The 18,853-nt window shown below is 62.3% G+C and carries 16 protein-coding genes; 8 read left to right on the forward strand and 8 right to left on the reverse strand.

What is annotated here, in order from left to right:
- Positions 1–13 precede the first annotated feature (13 nt).
- The 5 genes from ACM6JM_RS21405 to ACM6JM_RS21425 are packed head-to-tail and all read right to left on the reverse strand — an operon-like array spanning position 14 to position 5,703.
- Positions 14–832 carry a class I SAM-dependent methyltransferase gene (locus ACM6JM_RS21405; RefSeq protein WP_074689855.1) on the reverse strand — a complete coding sequence of 273 codons (819 nt, stop codon included), beginning with the start codon at positions 830–832 and terminating at the stop codon, positions 14–16.
- Entirely contained in the window at positions 826–1,980 is a 1,155-nt protein-coding gene (locus tag ACM6JM_RS21410; RefSeq protein ID WP_039765016.1) for an acyltransferase family protein, read from the reverse strand. Before ACM6JM_RS21410 ends, ACM6JM_RS21405 begins: the two co-directional genes overlap by 7 nt.
- On the reverse strand, positions 1,977–2,861 hold the full coding sequence (locus ACM6JM_RS21415) for a class I SAM-dependent methyltransferase (protein WP_074689851.1): 885 nt from the start codon (positions 2,859–2,861) through the stop codon (positions 1,977–1,979). Before ACM6JM_RS21415 ends, ACM6JM_RS21410 begins: the two co-directional genes overlap by 4 nt.
- Entirely contained in the window at positions 2,858–4,162 is a 1,305-nt protein-coding gene (locus ACM6JM_RS21420) for a glycosyltransferase (RefSeq protein WP_414882458.1), read from the reverse strand. The genes ACM6JM_RS21415 and ACM6JM_RS21420 overlap by 4 nt, the downstream gene beginning before the upstream one ends.
- On the reverse strand, positions 4,156–5,703 hold the full coding sequence (locus ACM6JM_RS21425) for a glycosyltransferase (RefSeq protein WP_414882459.1): 1,548 nt from the start codon (positions 5,701–5,703) through the stop codon (positions 4,156–4,158). Before ACM6JM_RS21425 ends, ACM6JM_RS21420 begins: the two co-directional genes overlap by 7 nt.
- Before the next feature lie 426 nt (positions 5,704–6,129).
- Here ACM6JM_RS21425 and ACM6JM_RS21430 point away from each other — a divergent pair, with 426 nt between their 5' ends.
- The 8 genes from ACM6JM_RS21430 to ACM6JM_RS21465 are packed head-to-tail and all read left to right on the forward strand — an operon-like array spanning position 6,130 to position 15,119.
- The gene (locus tag ACM6JM_RS21430) at positions 6,130–7,044 is read left to right on the forward strand and encodes a GDP-mannose 4,6-dehydratase (RefSeq protein ID WP_163973767.1); all 915 of its coding nucleotides are present in this window, start codon (positions 6,130–6,132) and stop codon (positions 7,042–7,044) included.
- Positions 7,041–8,012 carry a GDP-mannose 4,6-dehydratase gene (gene gmd / locus ACM6JM_RS21435; RefSeq protein WP_039765008.1) on the forward strand — a complete coding sequence of 324 codons (972 nt, stop codon included), beginning with the start codon at positions 7,041–7,043 and terminating at the stop codon, positions 8,010–8,012. Before ACM6JM_RS21430 ends, gmd begins: the two co-directional genes overlap by 4 nt.
- A gap of 7 nt (positions 8,013–8,019) precedes the next feature.
- On the forward strand, positions 8,020–9,462 hold the full coding sequence (locus tag ACM6JM_RS21440) for a mannose-1-phosphate guanylyltransferase/mannose-6-phosphate isomerase (protein ID WP_039765006.1): 1,443 nt from the start codon (positions 8,020–8,022) through the stop codon (positions 9,460–9,462).
- A complete protein-coding gene (locus tag ACM6JM_RS21445; RefSeq protein ID WP_414882460.1) occupies positions 9,463–10,260 on the forward strand; it encodes an ABC transporter permease in 798 nt (265 codons plus the stop codon). It abuts the gene before it with no gap.
- Positions 10,260–11,510, forward strand: coding sequence for an ABC transporter ATP-binding protein (locus ACM6JM_RS21450; RefSeq protein WP_039765002.1), 1,251 nt, complete (start codon positions 10,260–10,262; stop codon positions 11,508–11,510). The genes ACM6JM_RS21445 and ACM6JM_RS21450 overlap by 1 nt, the downstream gene beginning before the upstream one ends.
- On the forward strand, positions 11,507–12,874 hold the full coding sequence (locus ACM6JM_RS21455) for a glycosyltransferase family 4 protein (protein ID WP_414882461.1): 1,368 nt from the start codon (positions 11,507–11,509) through the stop codon (positions 12,872–12,874). Before ACM6JM_RS21450 ends, ACM6JM_RS21455 begins: the two co-directional genes overlap by 4 nt.
- Positions 12,858–13,988, forward strand: a complete 1,131-nt coding sequence (locus ACM6JM_RS21460; RefSeq protein WP_039764999.1) for a glycosyltransferase family 4 protein — start codon at positions 12,858–12,860, stop codon at positions 13,986–13,988. Before ACM6JM_RS21455 ends, ACM6JM_RS21460 begins: the two co-directional genes overlap by 17 nt.
- Positions 13,989–15,119, forward strand: coding sequence for a glycosyltransferase family 4 protein (locus ACM6JM_RS21465; protein WP_414882462.1), 1,131 nt, complete (start codon positions 13,989–13,991; stop codon positions 15,117–15,119). It abuts the gene before it with no gap.
- Positions 15,120–15,123: 4 nt separating this feature from the next.
- Here the strand turns inward: ACM6JM_RS21465 and ACM6JM_RS21470 are convergent, their stop codons facing one another.
- The 3 genes from ACM6JM_RS21470 to ACM6JM_RS21480 all read right to left on the reverse strand — a co-directional run bounded on the left by ACM6JM_RS21470 (position 15,124) and on the right by ACM6JM_RS21480 (position 18,850).
- Entirely contained in the window at positions 15,124–17,154 is a 2,031-nt protein-coding gene (locus ACM6JM_RS21470) for a pyridoxamine 5'-phosphate oxidase family protein (RefSeq protein ID WP_103385808.1), read from the reverse strand.
- Between the two features lie 38 nt (positions 17,155–17,192).
- Positions 17,193–17,819: a glutathione S-transferase family protein gene (locus ACM6JM_RS21475; RefSeq protein WP_039764994.1), complete on the reverse strand. Its 627-nt coding sequence runs from the start codon at positions 17,817–17,819 to the stop codon at positions 17,193–17,195.
- A gap of 104 nt (positions 17,820–17,923) precedes the next feature.
- On the reverse strand, positions 17,924–18,850 hold the full coding sequence (locus tag ACM6JM_RS21480; protein WP_085667306.1) for a LysR family transcriptional regulator: 927 nt from the start codon (positions 18,848–18,850) through the stop codon (positions 17,924–17,926).
- Between the last annotated feature and the right edge of the window lie 3 nt (positions 18,851–18,853).

The raw sequence follows: 18,853 nt of genomic DNA on the forward strand, positions 1-18,853 counted from the left end.
TACACAAAAGCGTTCAGGGCTTGCGGGCAATGATGACCTGACTTTTCGCCACCACCGCATCCAGCGCCTGCTTGATCTGCGCGCCGCGCGGCGAGTCGAGCACCGCTTGCCAGGTCTCGGCCCAATGGTTGAGCAGCGGATGATCCGGGTTGCTGAACTCGACCTTCGCTTCCCAGAACAGCATCATCCACATCGACCAGTAGAAGCCGTACTGGCTGTGGCTGATGATCTCGAGTCCCGCCTCGCTGACCATCGCCTTGAACTGCTCTTCGCTGATGATGCGAATGTGGTTGGGCTTCTGGAAATACTCCGGCGCGGCGATGTCCTTTTGCAGGTCTTCGGAGCTGGGGTGCGGCACGCTCAGCAAATACAGCGCGCCCGACTGGCCGACGCGCACCAGTTCGGCAAGGAACTGCGCCGGGTCGTCGACGTGTTCGATGACTTCAGTGGACACCACGCGAGTGGCGGTGCCATCGGCGATCGGCAGCGGATTGCAGTCGGTCACATGGCATTCGACGCCACGCGCCGGCGTATCGCTCAGGCGCTGGCGAGTCGCTTCGACCTTGGCGCCGTCGATGTCGGCAATGATGATCTTCGCCCCGCGCATGCCGCAGAAATGCACGTTGCCACCGTCGCCGCAGCCAACGTCCAGCAAGGTGTCGTCGGCGGTCACCGGGAAGCCTTTGAACAGCTCGCCGGTTTCCTGGTTGAACCAGCCGCTGAGCATCGCGTCGTGCAGGCCGAGCATGTAAGGGTCGACCTTGTCGGCGACCGGTGCGACAGCGTGTGCGGGGGCCGGAGCCGCCGTGAGTTTTTTCAAAAGGCTCAGCATGAGGTGGCTCCAGGGGGCGAGACAACGGTTCGCGAGGTGCCGAGGCGTTTCACCAGCGTGGCGCCTCGATTGCGCATGGGCATTTCGATCAAGCGGTAATTGAGTTCGCTGAGCAGCACGATCAGGCCACCGGCAATCAGCAGCGTCATGATCGGATGCCCGGCCGGGCTCGGCAGGCCGGCACCCTGCAAACGGAAAATCAGTTCCCGCACCAGTTGATAGGCCGGGATGTGGATCAGGTAAATGCCGTAGGAGCGGCTGCCGATCCATGCCATCAGTCGTTGCAGGCCACCGGCCGGCAGCAGGTAATTGCGGTCGTATGAAGCGATCCACACCAGCACGGCGCTGAGCACGGCGATAGACCCGATGCGGTAACCGGCGAAGGTGAAACGGTCGGTGGCCATGAAGCTCAGCAGCGCTCCGAGGCCGATCAGCGCGAACACTCCGGCCCATGGCCGCCGCAGGAATACCGGCTCCCAACGGCGATAACCCGGCTGCACGCTCCACATGGCCAACAGCACACCCAGCGCCAGCGCATCGGTACGAATCACCATCAACAGCGGCGTGCGCACCGTGAACAATTGCACCGCCACCAGCGCCAGCAATGCCCACACCAGATACTTGCGGCACAGCATGATCACAAGCGGGAACAACAGGTAGAACTGCTCCTCCAGCGCCAGGCTCCAGTAGACGAAACTGCTGCCGTATTCGTAATGAAAGAACGCATCGGCAAAGCGGAAGTTGGCGTACTGCAGCACCCCGGCCAACGTGGCCTGGACGTTGGCGGACCACGTCCCGAACGCGCCTGATCGATTCAGAAACACGCACGCCAGCAGCATCAACGCCAGCCACAGCCAGGCCGAGGGCAACAGACGAAACGCCCGACGCAGCCAGAAATTGCGCGTCTGCTCCCAGTATTCCTGGCGATTGCTGCAACCGCGCAGCGCCGGGATCAGGCTGCGGGCGATGACAAACCCGGAGATCGCAAAAAACAAGTCGACGCCCCACCACGGCTGCGCCCAGGCATGAACCCTTTCAAGCAGCGGCACCGGGTCGGTGAACAGGCTGCCCTGCAGGTGATGAAACAGCACGCCGAGTACCGCGACAGCGCGCAGGACTTCGATGTCCATGATCCGCTTGCCGCTCATGACACAGGTCCTGCATCGAGCGGTTTGCGGGCGATGATCACCTGACTCTTGGGCATGAACCGGTCGAGCATCTGCTTGATCGCCAAACCGTCTGGCTGCGCCAGCAAGTCCTGCCAGGTTCTGGCCCAGCTCTCCATCAACGGTGGATACGGCGCCTGGATCCGGTCGCGCACGGCACCGCCAAGGTCACGGCCGGCAGCCCGCTCGCTGGCCCAGAAAAAGATCATGCCCATGACCCAGAAAAATCCCGTGGCCTGACGATGCTCAATCACCAGACCAGCATCCTCAACCAATGCCGCGAAGCGTTCCGGGGTGAAGATCTGCACATGATTGGGCGACTGGTAATAACCCGCCGGGGCGATGCCCTGCTGCAAATGCTCGCCCACCGGTGCCGGCACGCTGAGCAGGTACAGCGCACCGGGACGGCCCATGCGTACCAGCTCGGCCATGAACGGCTCGGGATGATCGATGTGTTCCAGCACTTCCATGCACACGACCTTGCTCGCACAGCCGTCGCTCAGCGGCAATGGCAGGCTGTTGCTGACCAGACCGAGACTGGCCTTGCGGCTCTGCGCTTCGACTTGTCGGGCGAGGTCGCGGACCTTGTCGTGTTCGCTGTCGGTGAAGATCACCGAGGCCCCCTGGCGCACGGCGAACAATGTCGCGACACCCTCGCCACACCCCACGTCGAGCAGGGTGTCGTCCGCGTCAATGACAAAGCCCTTGAGCAACTCACCACTGTCGCCGTGAAACCAGCCGTCGAGCATGGCGTCATGCAGACCCACATCCCTGGGCGACACGCCCGCGGCAACCGGTTCAGGCACGGATACCGGCGCCGGGTGCGCAACCGGACGCAAACGCCTCAGCCATGCGCGGATCATGCGCCCGTGGCTTCCGTTGCAGCGATAGCGCGGAGCTCGTGCACTTGAGAGAGAAAATCGCGCAAACGCTGCTCGGCCACCGCCTGACTGCAGAACGCCTGGAGACTGGCAACGGCTTGCGCCGACATTTGCGCATAACGCCCGGGATCGTTCTTCGCCACCTCATAGCTGTCGCGATAGGCCACGCAGACCGATGCCCAGTTGGTCATGTAGCGCAACGTACGGAATGCCCTGCGCGGGTCGTGCGGCCAGGCCGTGAGTTCATCGGTGGACTCGACCAAAAAGGCGTTGTCGGTGCTCAGGTAATCGATCATCGCCGTGGTCCGCGGCGCCACGGCCGGTTTGCCGCAGGACATGAATTCCATCAGCGGCAGGCACTGGCCCTCGCCGTAGGAAGTGTTCACCACGTAACGGGTGGCCTGCACGAGACGCTCGTAGTCGGCATCCGCGAGGTAGCCGTAAATCAGCACGATGCGACAGCGGTAGGACTGGTTCTTGTACAGATGATGAAGAATGTCGCTGAGCGCCTCTTCGGCATCGTGGTGCGTGAGCTTGAGCACCAGTGTCGCGTCTTCGACATCGCGAAACGTCACACAGAAGGCGCTGAGCATGTCTTCCCAGTTCTTGCGTCCGTCACCGGGATTGAATACCGAGGTATAGACGACCCCCTCCAGTAGCAACTCTTGCTCGCGCACCGGTGCCTGGAAATCGATACCCTGGCCACGGCGCAGGTGTTTCGGGCCAAACGCATTGAGATCAAGCTGACGACTGTCGGCCACCAGCCCCTTGATCGTCAGGCGTACCGGCCCTGTCGAGGGCTGGCCCTGAAGCTGCGCGCCACGGGCCGCGAAGCGATCCCACACCGGCGCCGGCACCGCGACAATCGGGTAATCGGCGCCCATGGCCTCGCGCACGGCGTTGACCGTGTAGCTGGAATGGGTGATCGCCGCGCCGCAGGCCCGGAGCACCGTGCGCCAGTCATTGCGCGGCTCGTTGTCGAAGGGTTCGTTGGGGATGGTGCTGAATTCCCAGGCGAACACCGGCAACGTCGGACATGCCAGGTGGATCGGCGTGCGGTGCGGCGGCGAGAACGACAGGAACACGCAGGGCTCGCCACGGGACAGGCATTCCAGATACAACGCATCGACTTCGCGCGCCGGATCGACGACTTCCACCACACGCCCAAGGCGTTCGAGCACCGGGCGATACTCCTTGAGCACGAAGTAATAGCTGTACTCCGAACGCCCCAGGTTCTGCGCGATGGTGTGCTGGTTGGTTTCCGAATGAATGATGATCAGCATGAGGCGTTGTCCGTCACGGGGGCGGCATCGGCAGCCAGCGGCACGAGGCCGAAAAAGTCCGCCATGCGCCGTTGTACCGGGGCAAACGCGCAGTAATCGTGCATGCGTTCGACAGCGGCGGCAGACATGCGCGCGTATTCCTGCGGCTGCGCCTTGGCCATCCGGTAGCTGTTCTCATAGGCGCTTTTGAGCGAAGCCCAGTCCGGCCGATAGCGCAGGGTGCGGTAAATGATGCGGGTGTCCTGGGGCCAGATCGTCAGCTCTTCGCTGGACCGGACGACGAAGGCCACGGTGTCGTCGATGTAGTCTTCCATGGCCGTGTGATCCGGGGCGATCACCGGTTTGCCGCTGGACATGAACTCCATCAATGGCAGGCACAGGCCTTCGCAGCGTGAGGCGTTCACGTAGAAACTCGCAGCCTGGTAGAGCCGCGCGTATTGCGCGTCGTCCAGATAACCATGCATCACCAGCACCCGGCAGGCGAACGGTGTCAGTTGTGCGAGCAGGGTCATCAGTTCGCTGTAGTAGGACGCCAGATCGTTCTGGGTAATCTTCAGCACCAGTGTCGCGTCAGGCGTTTCGCGAAAGGCCCAGCAGAAGGCGGTAACCAGATGATGCCAGTTCTTGCGGCCGTCCCTGGGGTTGAACACCGTCACGTAGATCACGCCTTCCACCGTGGTCTCGACCACCGAGGACGTGTCCGGCAGATCCAGCGGCGGTGGCTCGGCCACGGCCACCGCATGCGGAGCGGCAATGGCCGGCAGGCGTTTCTCGAGCCAGGCGTGTGTGCGATCCGACAGCAGATCCTGCACACCTTCCCAGTACCAGTGATGCAGGAACTTCACCCGTTCTTCACCCGCCCCCAGCCTCCACAGACGCAGATAATGACGGGCAATGACCAAGCGGCGTTTGAACGTCAGCGGTGGCGGGCGTAGCGCCTCGATTTCGGCCAGTTGTTCGGCAGTCAGCGGCTTGGGCAACAGATCGTCGGCAGATAACGCCAGCGTGCGACTGTCGAAAATGCAGCCCTTGATGGCCAGGGTCGCGCCGGGATTGATCGGCGCACTGACATGCTGCTCACGAATGGCGGCGAAGTTTTCCCACAAGGGCGTCGGCAGCACGAGTACCGGAAAGTTCTCGCCCATGGCGCGGCGAATCGCGCGGGCGGTGTGGCTCGACAGCGTGATGACCCGTCCCTGTCGTGCGAGCATCTGCGTCCAGTCGTGGCGCGGATCATCGTCCCATGACTCATCGGGGATCGAATCGAACTCCCATGCGATGACGCAAATCGTCGGGCATTCAAGGTCGGTCGGGGTATTTTGTGGCGGCGTGAAGGACAGGAAAACGCTGCTTTCACCGGCGGCGAGCAGTTGCCGATAGAGTGGATCAACCTCGACGCTGGTGGACACCACATGCACTCGCCCCAGGCTTTCCAGCACCGGGCGATAGGCCTTGAGCACGAAGTAGTAGCTGTATTCGGGACGCCCCAGACTCTGGCTGATGGTGCGGTCGTTGACGTCCGAGTAGAGAATGAAATTCATGGCATCCCACGGTGCAACCGCCATCCCGGCAGCTTCACGCTATGACGGCCGAGCGTCGGATCGAACCGGCATCAGCGCTGTTCGTCCTGCGTCATCGGGCACGTCTCTGTTCTTGTTTTAATGGTCGGTTTTACCCTGTCGCACGATCCTTGCGAAAAGCCGCCGGGGATCGCGACGAGGGGCATTCTAAACACATCCGTCGCGCCTTCGGGAACCGCCCGGCGAGAAAAACCCGACTACTCTGACGAGAACTGACCGGTCACGGTTTGGCCGGTTGAAATTGCTGCGCAATTGGCACAGATTGGCAGCCAAACAACTACAACAATGACTTCACCTGCCGTTCTGCCCGGTTTTTTCAGGGGTCTGACAGACATTCCCTTAAAGCCTGTGGGAAGAGGTGAAAGTTAAAGACCAAGGGGTCGCTGTTTGAAAAAAAGTCTGTTCATCACGGGCCTCAGTGGGTTCGTAGGACAACACATCCAGTCACGTCTGCAAGGGGAAGACGCGACGTGGCAGCTGCTGCCTGCCGCCTCGGCCTACGACCTGACAAAACCGGACAGCCTCATCGATCTGTGGCCACAGCTGCCCGACGCGGTCATTCACCTGGCTGGCCAGACCTTCGTCCCCGAAGCCTTCCGCGACCCGGCACGCACCTTCGACATCAACCTGCTCGGCACCTTGAACCTGTTGCAGGCCCTCAAGGCCCGTGGCTTCAAGGGCACGTTCCTGTATGTCAGCTCGGGCGATGTCTACGGCCAGGTCGAAGAACCCGCGCTGCCGATCACCGAACAACAACCACCCTGCCCGCGCAATCCCTATGCGGTCAGCAAGCTGTCGGCCGAATTCCTCAGCCTGCAATGGGGCCTCAGCGAAGGCTGGCCGGTGCTGGTGGCGCGGCCGTTCAACCACATTGGTACCGGGCAGAAGGACAGCTTCGTCATCGCCAGCGCCGCGCGGCAGATCAACCGCATCAAGCAAGGGCTGCAAGCGCCGCGCCTGGAAGTCGGCGACATCGATGTCACCCGCGATTTCCTCGACGTCGGAGACGTAGTCTCGGCCTATTTCGCCCTGCTGGAAAAAGGCACGCCGGGACAGGTCTACAACATTTGCTCAGGCCATGAGCAAAGCATCCGCAGCCTCATCGAACAGATGGGCGACCTGGCCCAGGTCAAGCTGCAACTGGTTCAGGATCCGGCACGCATGCGCCGCGCGGATCAGCGTCGCGTCTGCGGCAGCCACCAACGGCTGGCCCGGACCACAGGATGGACGCCGCAAATCACTACACAACAATCCCTGCGGGCGATCCTGTCCGACTGGGAGACGCGAGTACGACAAGAATGACAAAAAGTGCATTGATCACCGGAATCACCGGCCAGGACGGCGCGTATCTGGCCAAGCTGCTGCTCGACAAGGGTTACAAGGTTCACGGCCTTGTCGCACGGCGCAGCAGCGATTCACGCTGGCGCCTGCGGGAGATGGGCGTCGAAGCGGACATCGTCTACCTGGATGGCGACATGGCCGATGCCTGCTCGGTGCAGCGCGCGGTGATCAAGTCGGCACCGGACGAGGTGTATAACCTGGCAGCCCAGAGCTTCGTCGCTGCCTCCTGGGACCAACCGGTGACCACCGGGATCGTCGATGGCCTGGGCGTGACCCACCTGCTCGAAGCGATCCGTCAGTTCAGCCCGCACACGCGTTTCTATCAAGCGTCCACCAGCGAAATGTTCGGTCTGATCCAGGCCGAGCAGCAAGACGAGAACACCCCGTTCTACCCGCGCAGTCCTTACGGCGTGGCCAAACTCTATGGCCACTGGATCACCGTCAACTACCGCGAAAGCTTCAACCTGCACGCCAGCAGCGGCATTCTGTTCAATCATGAATCGCCCCTGCGCGGCATCGAATTCGTGACCCGCAAGGTCACCGACGCCGCCGCCCGGATCAAACAGGGCAAACAGCAGGAGCTGGCCCTGGGCAACATCGACGCCAAGCGCGACTGGGGCTTTGCCGGTGATTACGTCGAGGCCATGTGGCTGATGCTGCAACAGGACAAGCCCGACGATTTCGTGGTCGCTACCGGCGTCACCACCACCGTGCGCGAGATGTGCCGCATCGCCTTCGATCACGTCGGCCTGAACTACCGGGATTATGTGAAGATCGACCCGGCGTTTTTCCGCCCGGCGGAAGTCGAAGTGCTGCTCGGCAACCCGGCCAAGGCCCAGCGCGTGCTCGGCTGGAAACCCAGGACCGACCTCGACACCCTGATCCGCATGATGATGGATGCGGACATGAAACGCGTCGCCAAGGAGTAGGCAGGCCATGCTGATCCCCGTGATTCTGTCCGGCGGTGCCGGCACCCGTTTGTGGCCGGTTTCCCGCGAAGGCCATCCGAAGCCGTTCATGACCCTGCCCGACGGCCAGTCCCTGCTGGGCAAGACCTACCGGCGCGCCGCCGCGCTGTTGGACGGCTGGGGCGACATTGTCACGGTGACCAACCGCGAGTACTACTTCCAGAGCAAGGATCACTATCAGGCCGCGCGCCTGTCCCGGCATCGCGGACACTTCCTGCTCGAGCCCACCGGACGCAACACCGCACCGGCCATTGCGGCGGCGGCACTCTCGCTGCAAGCCCTGCACGGTGATGCGGCAATCATGGTGGTGATGCCCGCCGACCATTTGATCGTCAATGAAGAGGCGCTCAAAAGCGCGGTCGAGCACGCGGTCAATCTGGCGAAGGACGGTTATCTGGTGACCTTTGGCGTGGTGCCGACCGCCCCGGAAACCGGCTTCGGTTACATCGAGACCGGCGCACCGCTCAACGACCGGGGCGCGGCCAAGGTCCAGCGATTCGTGGAAAAACCCGACCTGCAGACCGCCACCCATTATCTGGAGAGCGGCAATTTTCTGTGGAATTCGGGGATGTTCTGTTTCTCCACCGCAACGGTGATCGCCGAGCTGGCGCTGCACGCCCCCGAGCTGCTGGAACAGGCCCGCGCCTGCATGGCCGCCAGCGAACCGGTGGAAACCGCCGGTTGCCTGCAACAGGAACTGTCGCCCCAGCTGTTCGCCGAGATCACCGACATCTCCATCGACTACGCACTGATGGAGCGCTCGGAAAAGGTTGTGGTGGTGCCGGCGGGTTTCGACTGGAGCGACATCGGATCATGGGGTGCAGTGGCCGCGCTGGTGCCGGCGGACGCGGATAACAACCGCGCCAGCGGCGAAGCGATCTTCATCGACAGCCGCAACAACTTCGTTCAAAGCGATGGCCGGCTGGTGGCTGCCGTCGGTGTGGAAGACCTGATAATCATCGACACCGCCGACGCCGTGCTGGTAGCCCACGCCGACCGTGCCCAGGATGTGCGACGCGTGGCCAAACAGCTCAAGGACAAATCCCACGAAGCCTATCGCCTGCATCGTACGGTCAGCCGTCCGTGGGGCACTTACACCGTGCTCGAAGAAGGCCCGCGCTTCAAGATCAAGCGCATCGTGGTCAAACCCGGCGGCAAGCTGTCGTTGCAGATGCACCATCACCGCAATGAACACTGGGTGGTGGTCGAAGGCATGGCCAAAGTCACCAACAACGGCAGCGGCACGACCCTGGTGGCGAAGAACGAATCGACGTTCATTGCCGCCGGTCACAAGCACCGTCTGGAAAACCCCGGCGTGATCGACTTGGTGATCATCGAAGTACAAAGCGGTGAATACCTGGGAGAGGACGACATCGTCCGCTTCGAAGACCAATACGGCAGGACGGTGTGAATGCTGCTTTCCCTGTACCGCTCGCTGCACGACTATCGGGGTTTCATCCTCGGTAGCGTCAAGCGGGAGTTTCAAGCGCGGTATCGCAATTCGCTGTTCGGCGCGCTGTGGACGGTACTCAACCCGCTGTCGATGATCATCGTGTACACGGTGATCTTTTCCCACATCATGCGCGCCCGCCTGCCCGGCGTGGACGACGGCATGGCCTACAGCGTCTACCTGTGCGCCGGGCTGCTGACCTGGGGCCTGTTCTCGGAAATCACCCTGCGCAGCCAGAACATGTTTCTGGAAAACGCCAACCTGCTGAAGAAAATCAGCTTCCCGCGCCTCTGCCTGCCGGTGATCGTGCTGCTCAATGCCGGAATCAACTTCGCGATCATCATCGGCCTGTTCCTAGGGTTTCTGTTGATCAGCGGGCGCTGGCCGGGCATGGCGTTGCTGGCACTGGTGCCGCTGCTGGCGCTGCAAGTGCTGTTCTGCGCCGGACTGGGCATGATCCTCGGCGTGCTCAACGTGTTCTTTCGCGATGTCGGGCAATTGTTCGCCATCTGCCTGCAATTCTGGTTCTGGCTGACGCCGATCGTGTACCCGCTGAGCATCCTGCCCGAGTGGGTGCAGCGCCTGTTGCAGCTCAATCCGCTGACCAACCTGATCGGCAGCTATCAAAACCTGTTCCTCTACGGTCAGTGGCCGGTGTGGAGTTCGCTGGTGCCGATCTTCGTGATCGGCCTGCTGTTGTGCGCGGTCGGCCTGCGCCTGTTTCGTCGGCGGGTCGGCGAAATGGTGGATGAACTCTGATGGGGCACATACGCGTCACAGGCCTGGGCAAGGCCTACAAGCAGTACCCCACCCGCTGGAGTCGCCTGGCCGAATGGCTGATTCCGTTTTCGCCGATGCGCCATCGCCAGCACTGGGTGCTGCAGGACGTAAATTTTGAAATCGCTCCCGGTGAAGCGGTGGGTATTGTCGGGGTCAACGGCGCCGGCAAAAGCACCCTGCTGAAAATGATCACCGGCACCACTCAACCGACCTGCGGCCAGATTCAACTCGAGGGCCGGGTCGCGGCGCTGCTGGAACTGGGCATGGGGTTTCACCCGGACTTCACCGGCCGACAGAACGCAATCATGGCCGGGCAACTGCTGGGCATGCAGGTCGAAGACATCGAAGCGCTGATGCCGGACATCGAACGCTTCGCGGAAATCGGCGAGGCCATCGATCACCCGGTGCGCACCTACTCCAGCGGCATGCAGATGCGCCTGGCCTTCAGCGTCGCCACCGCGCGCCGCCCGGATATTTTGATCGTCGACGAAGCGCTTTCGGTGGGCGATGCCTACTTCCAACACAAGAGCTTCGACCGCATCCGCAGCTTCCGCAAGGCCGGCACCACGCTGTTGATCGTGTCCCACGACCGCTCCGCGATCCAGTCGATCTGCGACTCGGCGATCCTGCTCGAAGGCGGCCACATGGTGATGCACGACAAACCCGAAGCGGTCATGGATTACTACAACGCCCTGCTCGCCGAACGCGAAGGCCAGACCGTGCGCCAGGAACTGCTCGACGGCGGCCAGGTACGCACTGTGTCGGGCACCGGCGAGGCCGGGATCCTCAGCGTGCGCCTGCTCGATGAACGCGGACGCTCCATCGACGCCGCCGAAGTCGGTCAGCCGGTGACACTGGAAGTCGAGGTGGAGATTCGTCAGGACATCGAGCGGCTGGTGCTCGGCTTCATGATCAAGGATCGCCTGGGCCAGGCCATGTACGGCATCAACACCCACCGTCAGAACCAGGCGCTGGAAGACCTGAGTGCGGGTGAACGCATCATCTATCGCTTCGCCTTCGTCATGGGCCTGGGCAAGGGCAATTACTCCGTGGCCCTGAGCCTGTCGCGACTGGACTCGCACCTGGACCGCAACTTCGAATGGCGTGACTACGGTCTGGTGTTCCACGTGATCAACAACCGCCAGGAAGATTTCGTCGGCTGTTCATGGCTGGGCGCCAGCACCTCGATCACCCGCCACGCGGACAGCCTCGCGGAGCGCGCGCCATGACCCGCCTGCTGGTTGAATGCACCCACGTGTTCAAACACCCGAAGGTCAATTCGGGGATTCAGCGGGTGGTGCGCAACGTCATCAAACAGCTGCCGCCGAGCGCCGAAGGGATCGAATGCGTGCCGGTGGTTCTGCTCAAGGGCCAGTTGTACCGAGTGAAGCGTCTGGCGCCGCTGGATTCGCCGCTGTTCAATGCCATCGTCACGTTTGGCGAACGTCTTGAACGGCTGGCTCATCGTTTCTGGCAGCTGCATCAACGGCTGGACACTCGTTGCCGCACAAAACTGGCACGACGCGTGTTGTACGTCGGCTATCGCCTGACCTCGTTCGGTGCATTCGGGCTACCGCTGCGGCTGGTCGGGCTAGTCAATCGCTATCAAATGCCCCAACGCTGCGAGCCGCTGCAACACCAGCCGGGCGATCAACTGGTGCTGCTGGATTCGTCCTGGCATTCCGACTTTTTCCTGCATGCCGAGCGCCTCAAACAGGAAGGTCTGGGCATCGTTGCGGTGATCTACGACCTGATTCCCTTGTCCCACCCGCAGTTCTACGACACGCGGCTGGTCGAGGTGTACAGCGAGTGGTTCGACTGGATCGCCCGCAACGCCGACGGCTTCATGGCCATTTCCGCCACCGTGCGTGATCAGTTGCGTGCAGAAATGCAGCGTCGCCTCGGGTCGGCACAAGTCGGCAAACGCTGGTTCGACTACTTTCACCTCGGTTCGGAGCTGGATCTGCAAAGCGTCGAAGCCGCCGTCGAACCGCGTCTGCAACAGCTGTTCGCAACACCGGAGCCGGTGTTCCTGATGGTCAGCACCATCGAGCCGCGCAAGAACCACGACTATCTGCTGGATGCCTTCGACCATGCCTGGGCGAACGGCTCGAACGCCCGGTTGTGCATTGCCGGGCGCATTGGCTGGAAGTGCGACGCGCTGCTGGCCCGGATCCGCCATCATCCCGAGCTGAACCGACGCCTGTTCATGTTCAACGACTTGAGCGACACCAGCCTCGAACATGCCTACGCCCATGCCAGCGCGCTGGTGTTTCCCTCGTTCGTCGAAGGTTTCGGCCTGCCGCTGGTGGAAGCCATGCAGCGCGGGCTGCCGGCGATGGGCAGCGACATCCCGGTGTTTCGCGAGATCGGCGGTGAGTTCATGGCCTATTTCGACCTGCAGTCGCCGCAAAGCCTCGCCGATCTGGTGCAGAGCTTTGAGCGCAGCGGCCGATTCCCCGCCGCCCGCGATGTCAGCGACTGGCATTGGATCGGCTGGCGGGAAGCCAGCGCGCAACTGGCCGAGCGTACCGCGCGCCATGTGCTGGAGGCACCTCAGGTGTCAGCGAGGCAACATGCGCATAGCCCTTAACGCCCGCATCCTCCAGGCACCGCGCACCGGCATCGGCCATTACGTGGCCGAACTGGTGAATGCCTTGCACACTGAAACCGATATCGAGGTGGCGCTGTTCCATGGCTGGGGCTGGAGTGCGCAACTGCCGGAAGCGGCGATGCCCGGTTATTCGCGCCTGACGCCGCTGCTGCGGCAGATCCCCGGGGCCTATCAGGCGCGCCGCTGGCTTGAACAGAAACGCTTCGATCAGGGCCCGGCGCAACCGGTCGATCTGTACCACGAACCGAGTCTGTGGCCGCTGGCCTTCGATGGCCCGACCGTGATTACCCTGCACGATCTCACGCACCTGCATTTCCCCGAGACCCAGCCACCGGCGCGGCTGCGGGAAATCGAGCGCCGGCTCGCCGAAGGCGTACGCCAGGCGCGGATCATTCTGACCGACTCGCAAGCCATCGCTGACGAGGCCCGGGAGTATTTCGGACTGCCTGCCGAGCGCTTCGTGGTCGCGCCGCTGGGTGTCGCCGAGCGTTTCAGGCCGCGCGATCCACAAGCCATCGATGCGGTGCTCAAGGCCCATGCGGTCGAGTACCGGGAGTACTTCCTCTGCGTCGGCACCCTGGAGCCGCGCAAGAACCTGAATCTGGCCCTGCGTGCCCACGCGCTGCTGCCGGATCGGGTGCGCCAGCGCTTCCCGCTGTTAATCGTCGGCATGGCCGGCTGGCAGCGCGACCAGTTCAGTGATGAATTGCGACAGGCACTGGCTAGCGGGCACGTGTGCCTGCTCGGCTACCTGCCCGATGAGCAAGTCGCGCAATTGCTGGCCGGCGCCCGGGCGCTGATTTTTCCGTCGCTGTATGAAGGTTTCGGCCTGCCGGTGCTGGAAGCGATGGCCAGCGGCACGCCAGTGGTAATCACCCGCTCTTCGGCCATGCCGGAAGTGGCGGGCGACGCCGGCAACTATATTGAAGCTGACGATGCAGACGGCTTGCGTGATGCGATGAGCCGACTGATCGATGATCAAGCGCACTGGCAGGCATGCCGGGAAGCCGGATTGCAGCAGGCACGGCTTTTTTCCTGGAAGCGTTGCGCGCAGGCCACGGCCGGCGCCTACCACCAGGCCATGGGAGGTTGAATGCGAGTTCTTCATTTCTTCAAGACGTACCTGCCTGACTCGGTCGGCGGTATCGAGCAAGTGATCTTTCAACTCTGCGAGAGTGGCGCCCAGCACGGCATCGAAGGCCAGGTGCTGACCCTCAGCGCCAATCCAGAACCTGCGGTGGTGCGTCTCGGCCAGCATGAAGTGTATCGGGCCAAACTGGATATCCAGTTCGCCTCCACGGGTTTTTCCTGGAGCGTGTTCAAGCAGTTTCGCGAACTGGCCGCCGAAGCCGACGTAATCAACTACCACTTCCCGTGGCCGTTCATGGATCTGGTGCATTTCGCCAGCGGCGTGAACAAACCGACGGTGGTGACCTATCACTCGGACATCATTCGCCAGAAGCACCTGCTCAAACTCTATCGCCCGCTGATGAACCGCTTCCTCGCCAGCGCCGACCGGATTGTCGCGGCTTCGCCGAACTATCTGCACACCAGCGATGTGTTGCAGCAATTCCAGGACAAGACTCGCGTGATCCCCTACGGCTTGAACAAGGCCGGTTATCCACAGCCCGACATCGAGCGCATGAATCGCTGGCGCCAGCAGCTTGGGGACAAGTTTTTCCTGTTCGTCGGGGTGATGCGCTATTACAAAGGCCTGCACATCCTGCTCGACGCCTTGAAAGACGTGGACTACCCGGTGGTGATCGTCGGCGCCGGCCCGCTGGAGCAGGAACTGCACGCCCAGGCCGCCGCGCTGGGCCTGCGCAACATTCACTTCCTCGGGCGGCTGAGCGATGAAGATAAGGTCGCCCTGCTGCAACTGAGCTACGCCATCGTCTTCCCATCGCACCTGCGCTCGGAAGCGTTCGGCATTTCGCTGCTCGAAGGCGCGATGTACGGCAAACCGATGATCTCCAGCGAGATCGGCACCGGCACCAGTTACATCAACATCCACAACGAAACCGGACTGGTGGTGCCACCGAGTCACCCACAGGCGTTTCGCGAAGCGATGCGCACCCTGTGGGGAAACCCGGCTCTCGCTGCCGAAATGGGCCTCAAGGCTGAGGCCCGCTACCGGCAGTTATTCACAGCCGATGAAATGGGCCGCAAATGGACCGAGCTGTATCAGGAGCTGCTGGAGGAAAAGGCGTTGTCCTACGCCTGATCCGTTACAGATCCAGCACCAGCGGCTGGGCACTCTGCGCCGGCACCGCGCAGCAAATCAGCACCTGCCCCTCCTCCGGCACTTCTGCCGGAGGCTGTGGATAATTCACCGCGCCGCTGATCAGCCGCGTCCTGCAGGTGCCGCACGAACCACCGCGACAACTGAATTCCGGCCGCAGGCCGCGGCTTTCCGCCAGCTCCAGCAGACTGCCGCCGTCGGGCTGCCAGCGCGCTTCCTTGGCTGAACGGTTGAACACCACCGATACTGACGTGGTCGCGGCCGGCGGTTGTTCCATCACGATCGCATCCGGATCGGGTTGACGCTTGAGGGTCGAAGGACCAAAGGTTTCTGCGTGGATCTGCCCGTCCCGCACATCCAGTTCGCGCAAGATGTCATAAATACCTTGGGTAAAACCGCCGGGACCGCAGAGCACGAAGTCGACCTGATCGAAGTCCTCGTCGGTCAGCAGATTGCGCAACAGATCGCCATCGATACGGCCACGCAGGTCGAAGTCTTTTCCTTCGACCAGATCGTCTTCCGGCTGACTTAGCACTCGCAACACCTTCACGGCATCACCGGCATCCTCCAGCAACCGATCCACCTCCGCGCGAAACGGCTGGTCGGCGAGGCTGCGGGAACTCTGAACAAACAGGGTCGGACGAATCCGCCGGGTCCGCAGGCCCTGATACACCACCTCACGCAGCATCGACAGCAGCGGCGTGATGCCGACTCCGGCCGCCAACAACACCAGTGGACGGCGCTCCAGCGCCTCGACCGTGAAATGCCCTTGAGGCAAGCGCGCCTCCAGCACATCGCCTACGCGAATCTGCTCATGCAGGTGCGTCGACACCCGGCCTTCGCGTTTCACGCTGATCCGGAAGAAATCATCCGACGGCGCGCCGGACAGGCTGTAGGTACGGATGTGCACCTCGCCATCGAGGGTGAACCGCAGCGGCAGATGCTGCCCGGCGAGAAACACCGGCAGTCCTGCGCCATCGTCCGGCTCCAGATAAATCGAGCGGATGTGACGGCTTTCCATTTCGACTTTTGCCACGCGCAATGGCCGCCAGCTGTCCCCCAATGCCTTGGCCTGCAACCGTGCATCGGCCTGGGCCCAGTTACCGGTCAGCAGGCTGGTGGGTGACATGCCGTCGAAGCGCCAGCGAAGAGCCAGCGCTGCCGGACGCCGAACCAGTTTCTCCACCTCAAACGTCCACAGGCGTTCGGCGCCCTGGAAGGCCTCGATCTGCGGCGCCTCGAGAATGATCTCGGTGCGACCGCTGAGCTGCAACACATCACCTGTGGAAAAGTCGATGAACAGCAAGCCGGCCAAGGGATTGAGCAGCAGATTGCCCAGCGTGTTGAAGTGCAGGTTGCCGGCAAAATCAGGGATCGTCAGGCGATTACCCTCGATCCGCACAAAACCGGGCTGACCGCCGCGGTGGGAAACATCCACCGAACGCTCGCCGTCGACATCAACGTAACTGGCGACAAAGAAAGTGTCGGCGCTTTCGATCAGCGCAATGGCGGCGTCATCGAGGCTGTCACGGTGTTCGGCTTTGCGGGTCTGCGGATCGGTCAGCGGCACCCGCTGAAACTGACGCAATTGAATGTATTGCGGGCAGTTGCCGAACGATTGATCCACCGTCAGACCGAACCCGTTCGCGTCAAGATTATCGATGTGGCCATTGAGCCGATTGCGCCGGCGGGTGTGCAGTTCGATACCAAGCAGACCAATGGCGGCGCCGGCTTGTAACTGCGCCGGGTCATCGGCAGCCGGCAGACTGGCGAACTGCAGTTGCGTCGGCTCGGGAGAGTGAGCAAAGCCCGGCTCCCCCTCCAGCACACTGGCCCAGGGTCGACCTTCGGCATCCACCGCGCCGTACAGCATGAAAGGCAATTGCTCATAGAACTGGCGGTGTTGATCCGGCATCCAGGTGCGAATCACCTTACGCCCGAATTCCGCCATGCGCTCGGCAACGCCGACATGGGCCTGTAACTGTTGCTCGCCAGCGTGCCACGGTGAACGTTCCATCACGGTCTCTCCCCTGCGCCGTCGGCGCAGATTGAATGTCAGACGGTGGTTTGCAGGCCGGCAATGGTGCGCGGCATGCCGACAAAACCGGGCAGCGCCTCGATGCGCGAAAGCCAGGCGCGAACGTTAGCGTAGTCGTCCAGCGACACATTGCCTTCCGGTGCGTGGGCAATGTAGCTGTAGGCCGCCACGTCAGCGATGGTCGGCTCAGTACCCGCCAAATACGGGGTTTTGCCCAGTTCCAGGTCCATCACCTTGAGAAAGTTGTGCGCACGGGTGATGACTTCCTCGGCGTTGAACTTCGCCCCGAACACCGTGATCAGGCGGGCGGCCGCAGGGCCGAAAGCAATCGGCCCGGCGGCAGCGGACAACCAGCGCTGCACATGCGCGGCGCCGACCGGATCGCTCGGCAGCCAGCGGCCGTTGCCGTATTTCTGTGCCAGGTAGACGAGAATCGCGTTGGAGTCGGCCAGTACCACGCCATTGTCATCAATGGCCGGAACCTGACCAAAGCTGTTGATAGCCAGGTATGGCGCCTGTTTATGTTCGCCCTTGGCCAGATCGACGAAGATCAGTTCGGTCGGCAGTTGCAACAGTGACAACATCAGTTCGACGCGATGGGCGTGGCCGGAACGCGGGAAGTTGTAGAGTTTGATCGCTTGCATGGTCGACTCCGCTGGATGATGGCGCCGTTCAGGGTGGACGGCGGCCGTGGGAGCCATCTTCCACCTATCGTGAAAACAACAGAATCACCAGCAAACGCAATCCATTATTTCTCTGGATGAAATAACGCGGCGTTTTTCAGCGCCGGATGCTCACGCAATGCGTTCACCATGAAATCGACAAAACTGCGCACCCGCGCCGGCGCCTTGCGTCCGCCCTGATACACCACATGGATCGGCAACGCAGGCAGTTCGAACTCGGCGAGGACGATTTCCAGTTCGCCGGAGGCGACCTTGCTGGCCACCTGATAAGACAGCACCCGGGTCAGTCCCAGGCCCAGCGACGCCGCCGTGATTGCAGCCTGATTGGCCGTGACCACCAGACGCGGTTCCGGTTTTACCCCGATGAGTTCACCGTGTTCCATAAATGGCCAGCTACGCTGCTGGCCGATGGCCGAAGTCGCCACCACCGGCGCCCCGGCCAATGCCTGTGGATGGGCAGGCCGACCATGGACCGCGAAGTATTCCGGCGAGCCGCAAATCACCCGTCGTACCTCACCTACACGGATCGCATGCTGATTGCTGTCCGGCAACTCACCGATGCGCACCGCGACGTCGATGCCCTCCTCGACCATGCTTACTACCCGGTCGAGCAACAGGGCGTTGATGGAAACGTCCGGGTATTGCGTCAGATAACGCGCCATCACCGGCGTGACAAACAGCTCGCCGAATAAAACAGGCGCCGTCACCGTCAACTGCCCACGGGGCTGGGTATGACTGCCGGCAGCGGAGTCCTCCGCTTCCTGCATCTCGGCGAGAATCCTCCGACAGTCTTCCAGGAAACGCAGACCGGCTTCGCTCAAATGCACGCTGCGGGTGGTACGGATCAACAACTGCGTGCCGATCCGCTGCTCCAGCGCCGCCACCGCCCGGGTCACGCTCGCCGCCGACAGACCCAGACGCCGCGCCGCAGCGGAAAAACCCTGTTCCTGGGCGACGATGGCGAAAACCTGCATTTCCTGGAAGCGATCCACTTT

This window comes from Pseudomonas sp. IT-P2 (genome assembly GCF_949767575.1).
Taxonomy (GTDB): Bacteria; Pseudomonadota; Gammaproteobacteria; order Pseudomonadales; family Pseudomonadaceae; genus Aquipseudomonas; species Aquipseudomonas pharyngis.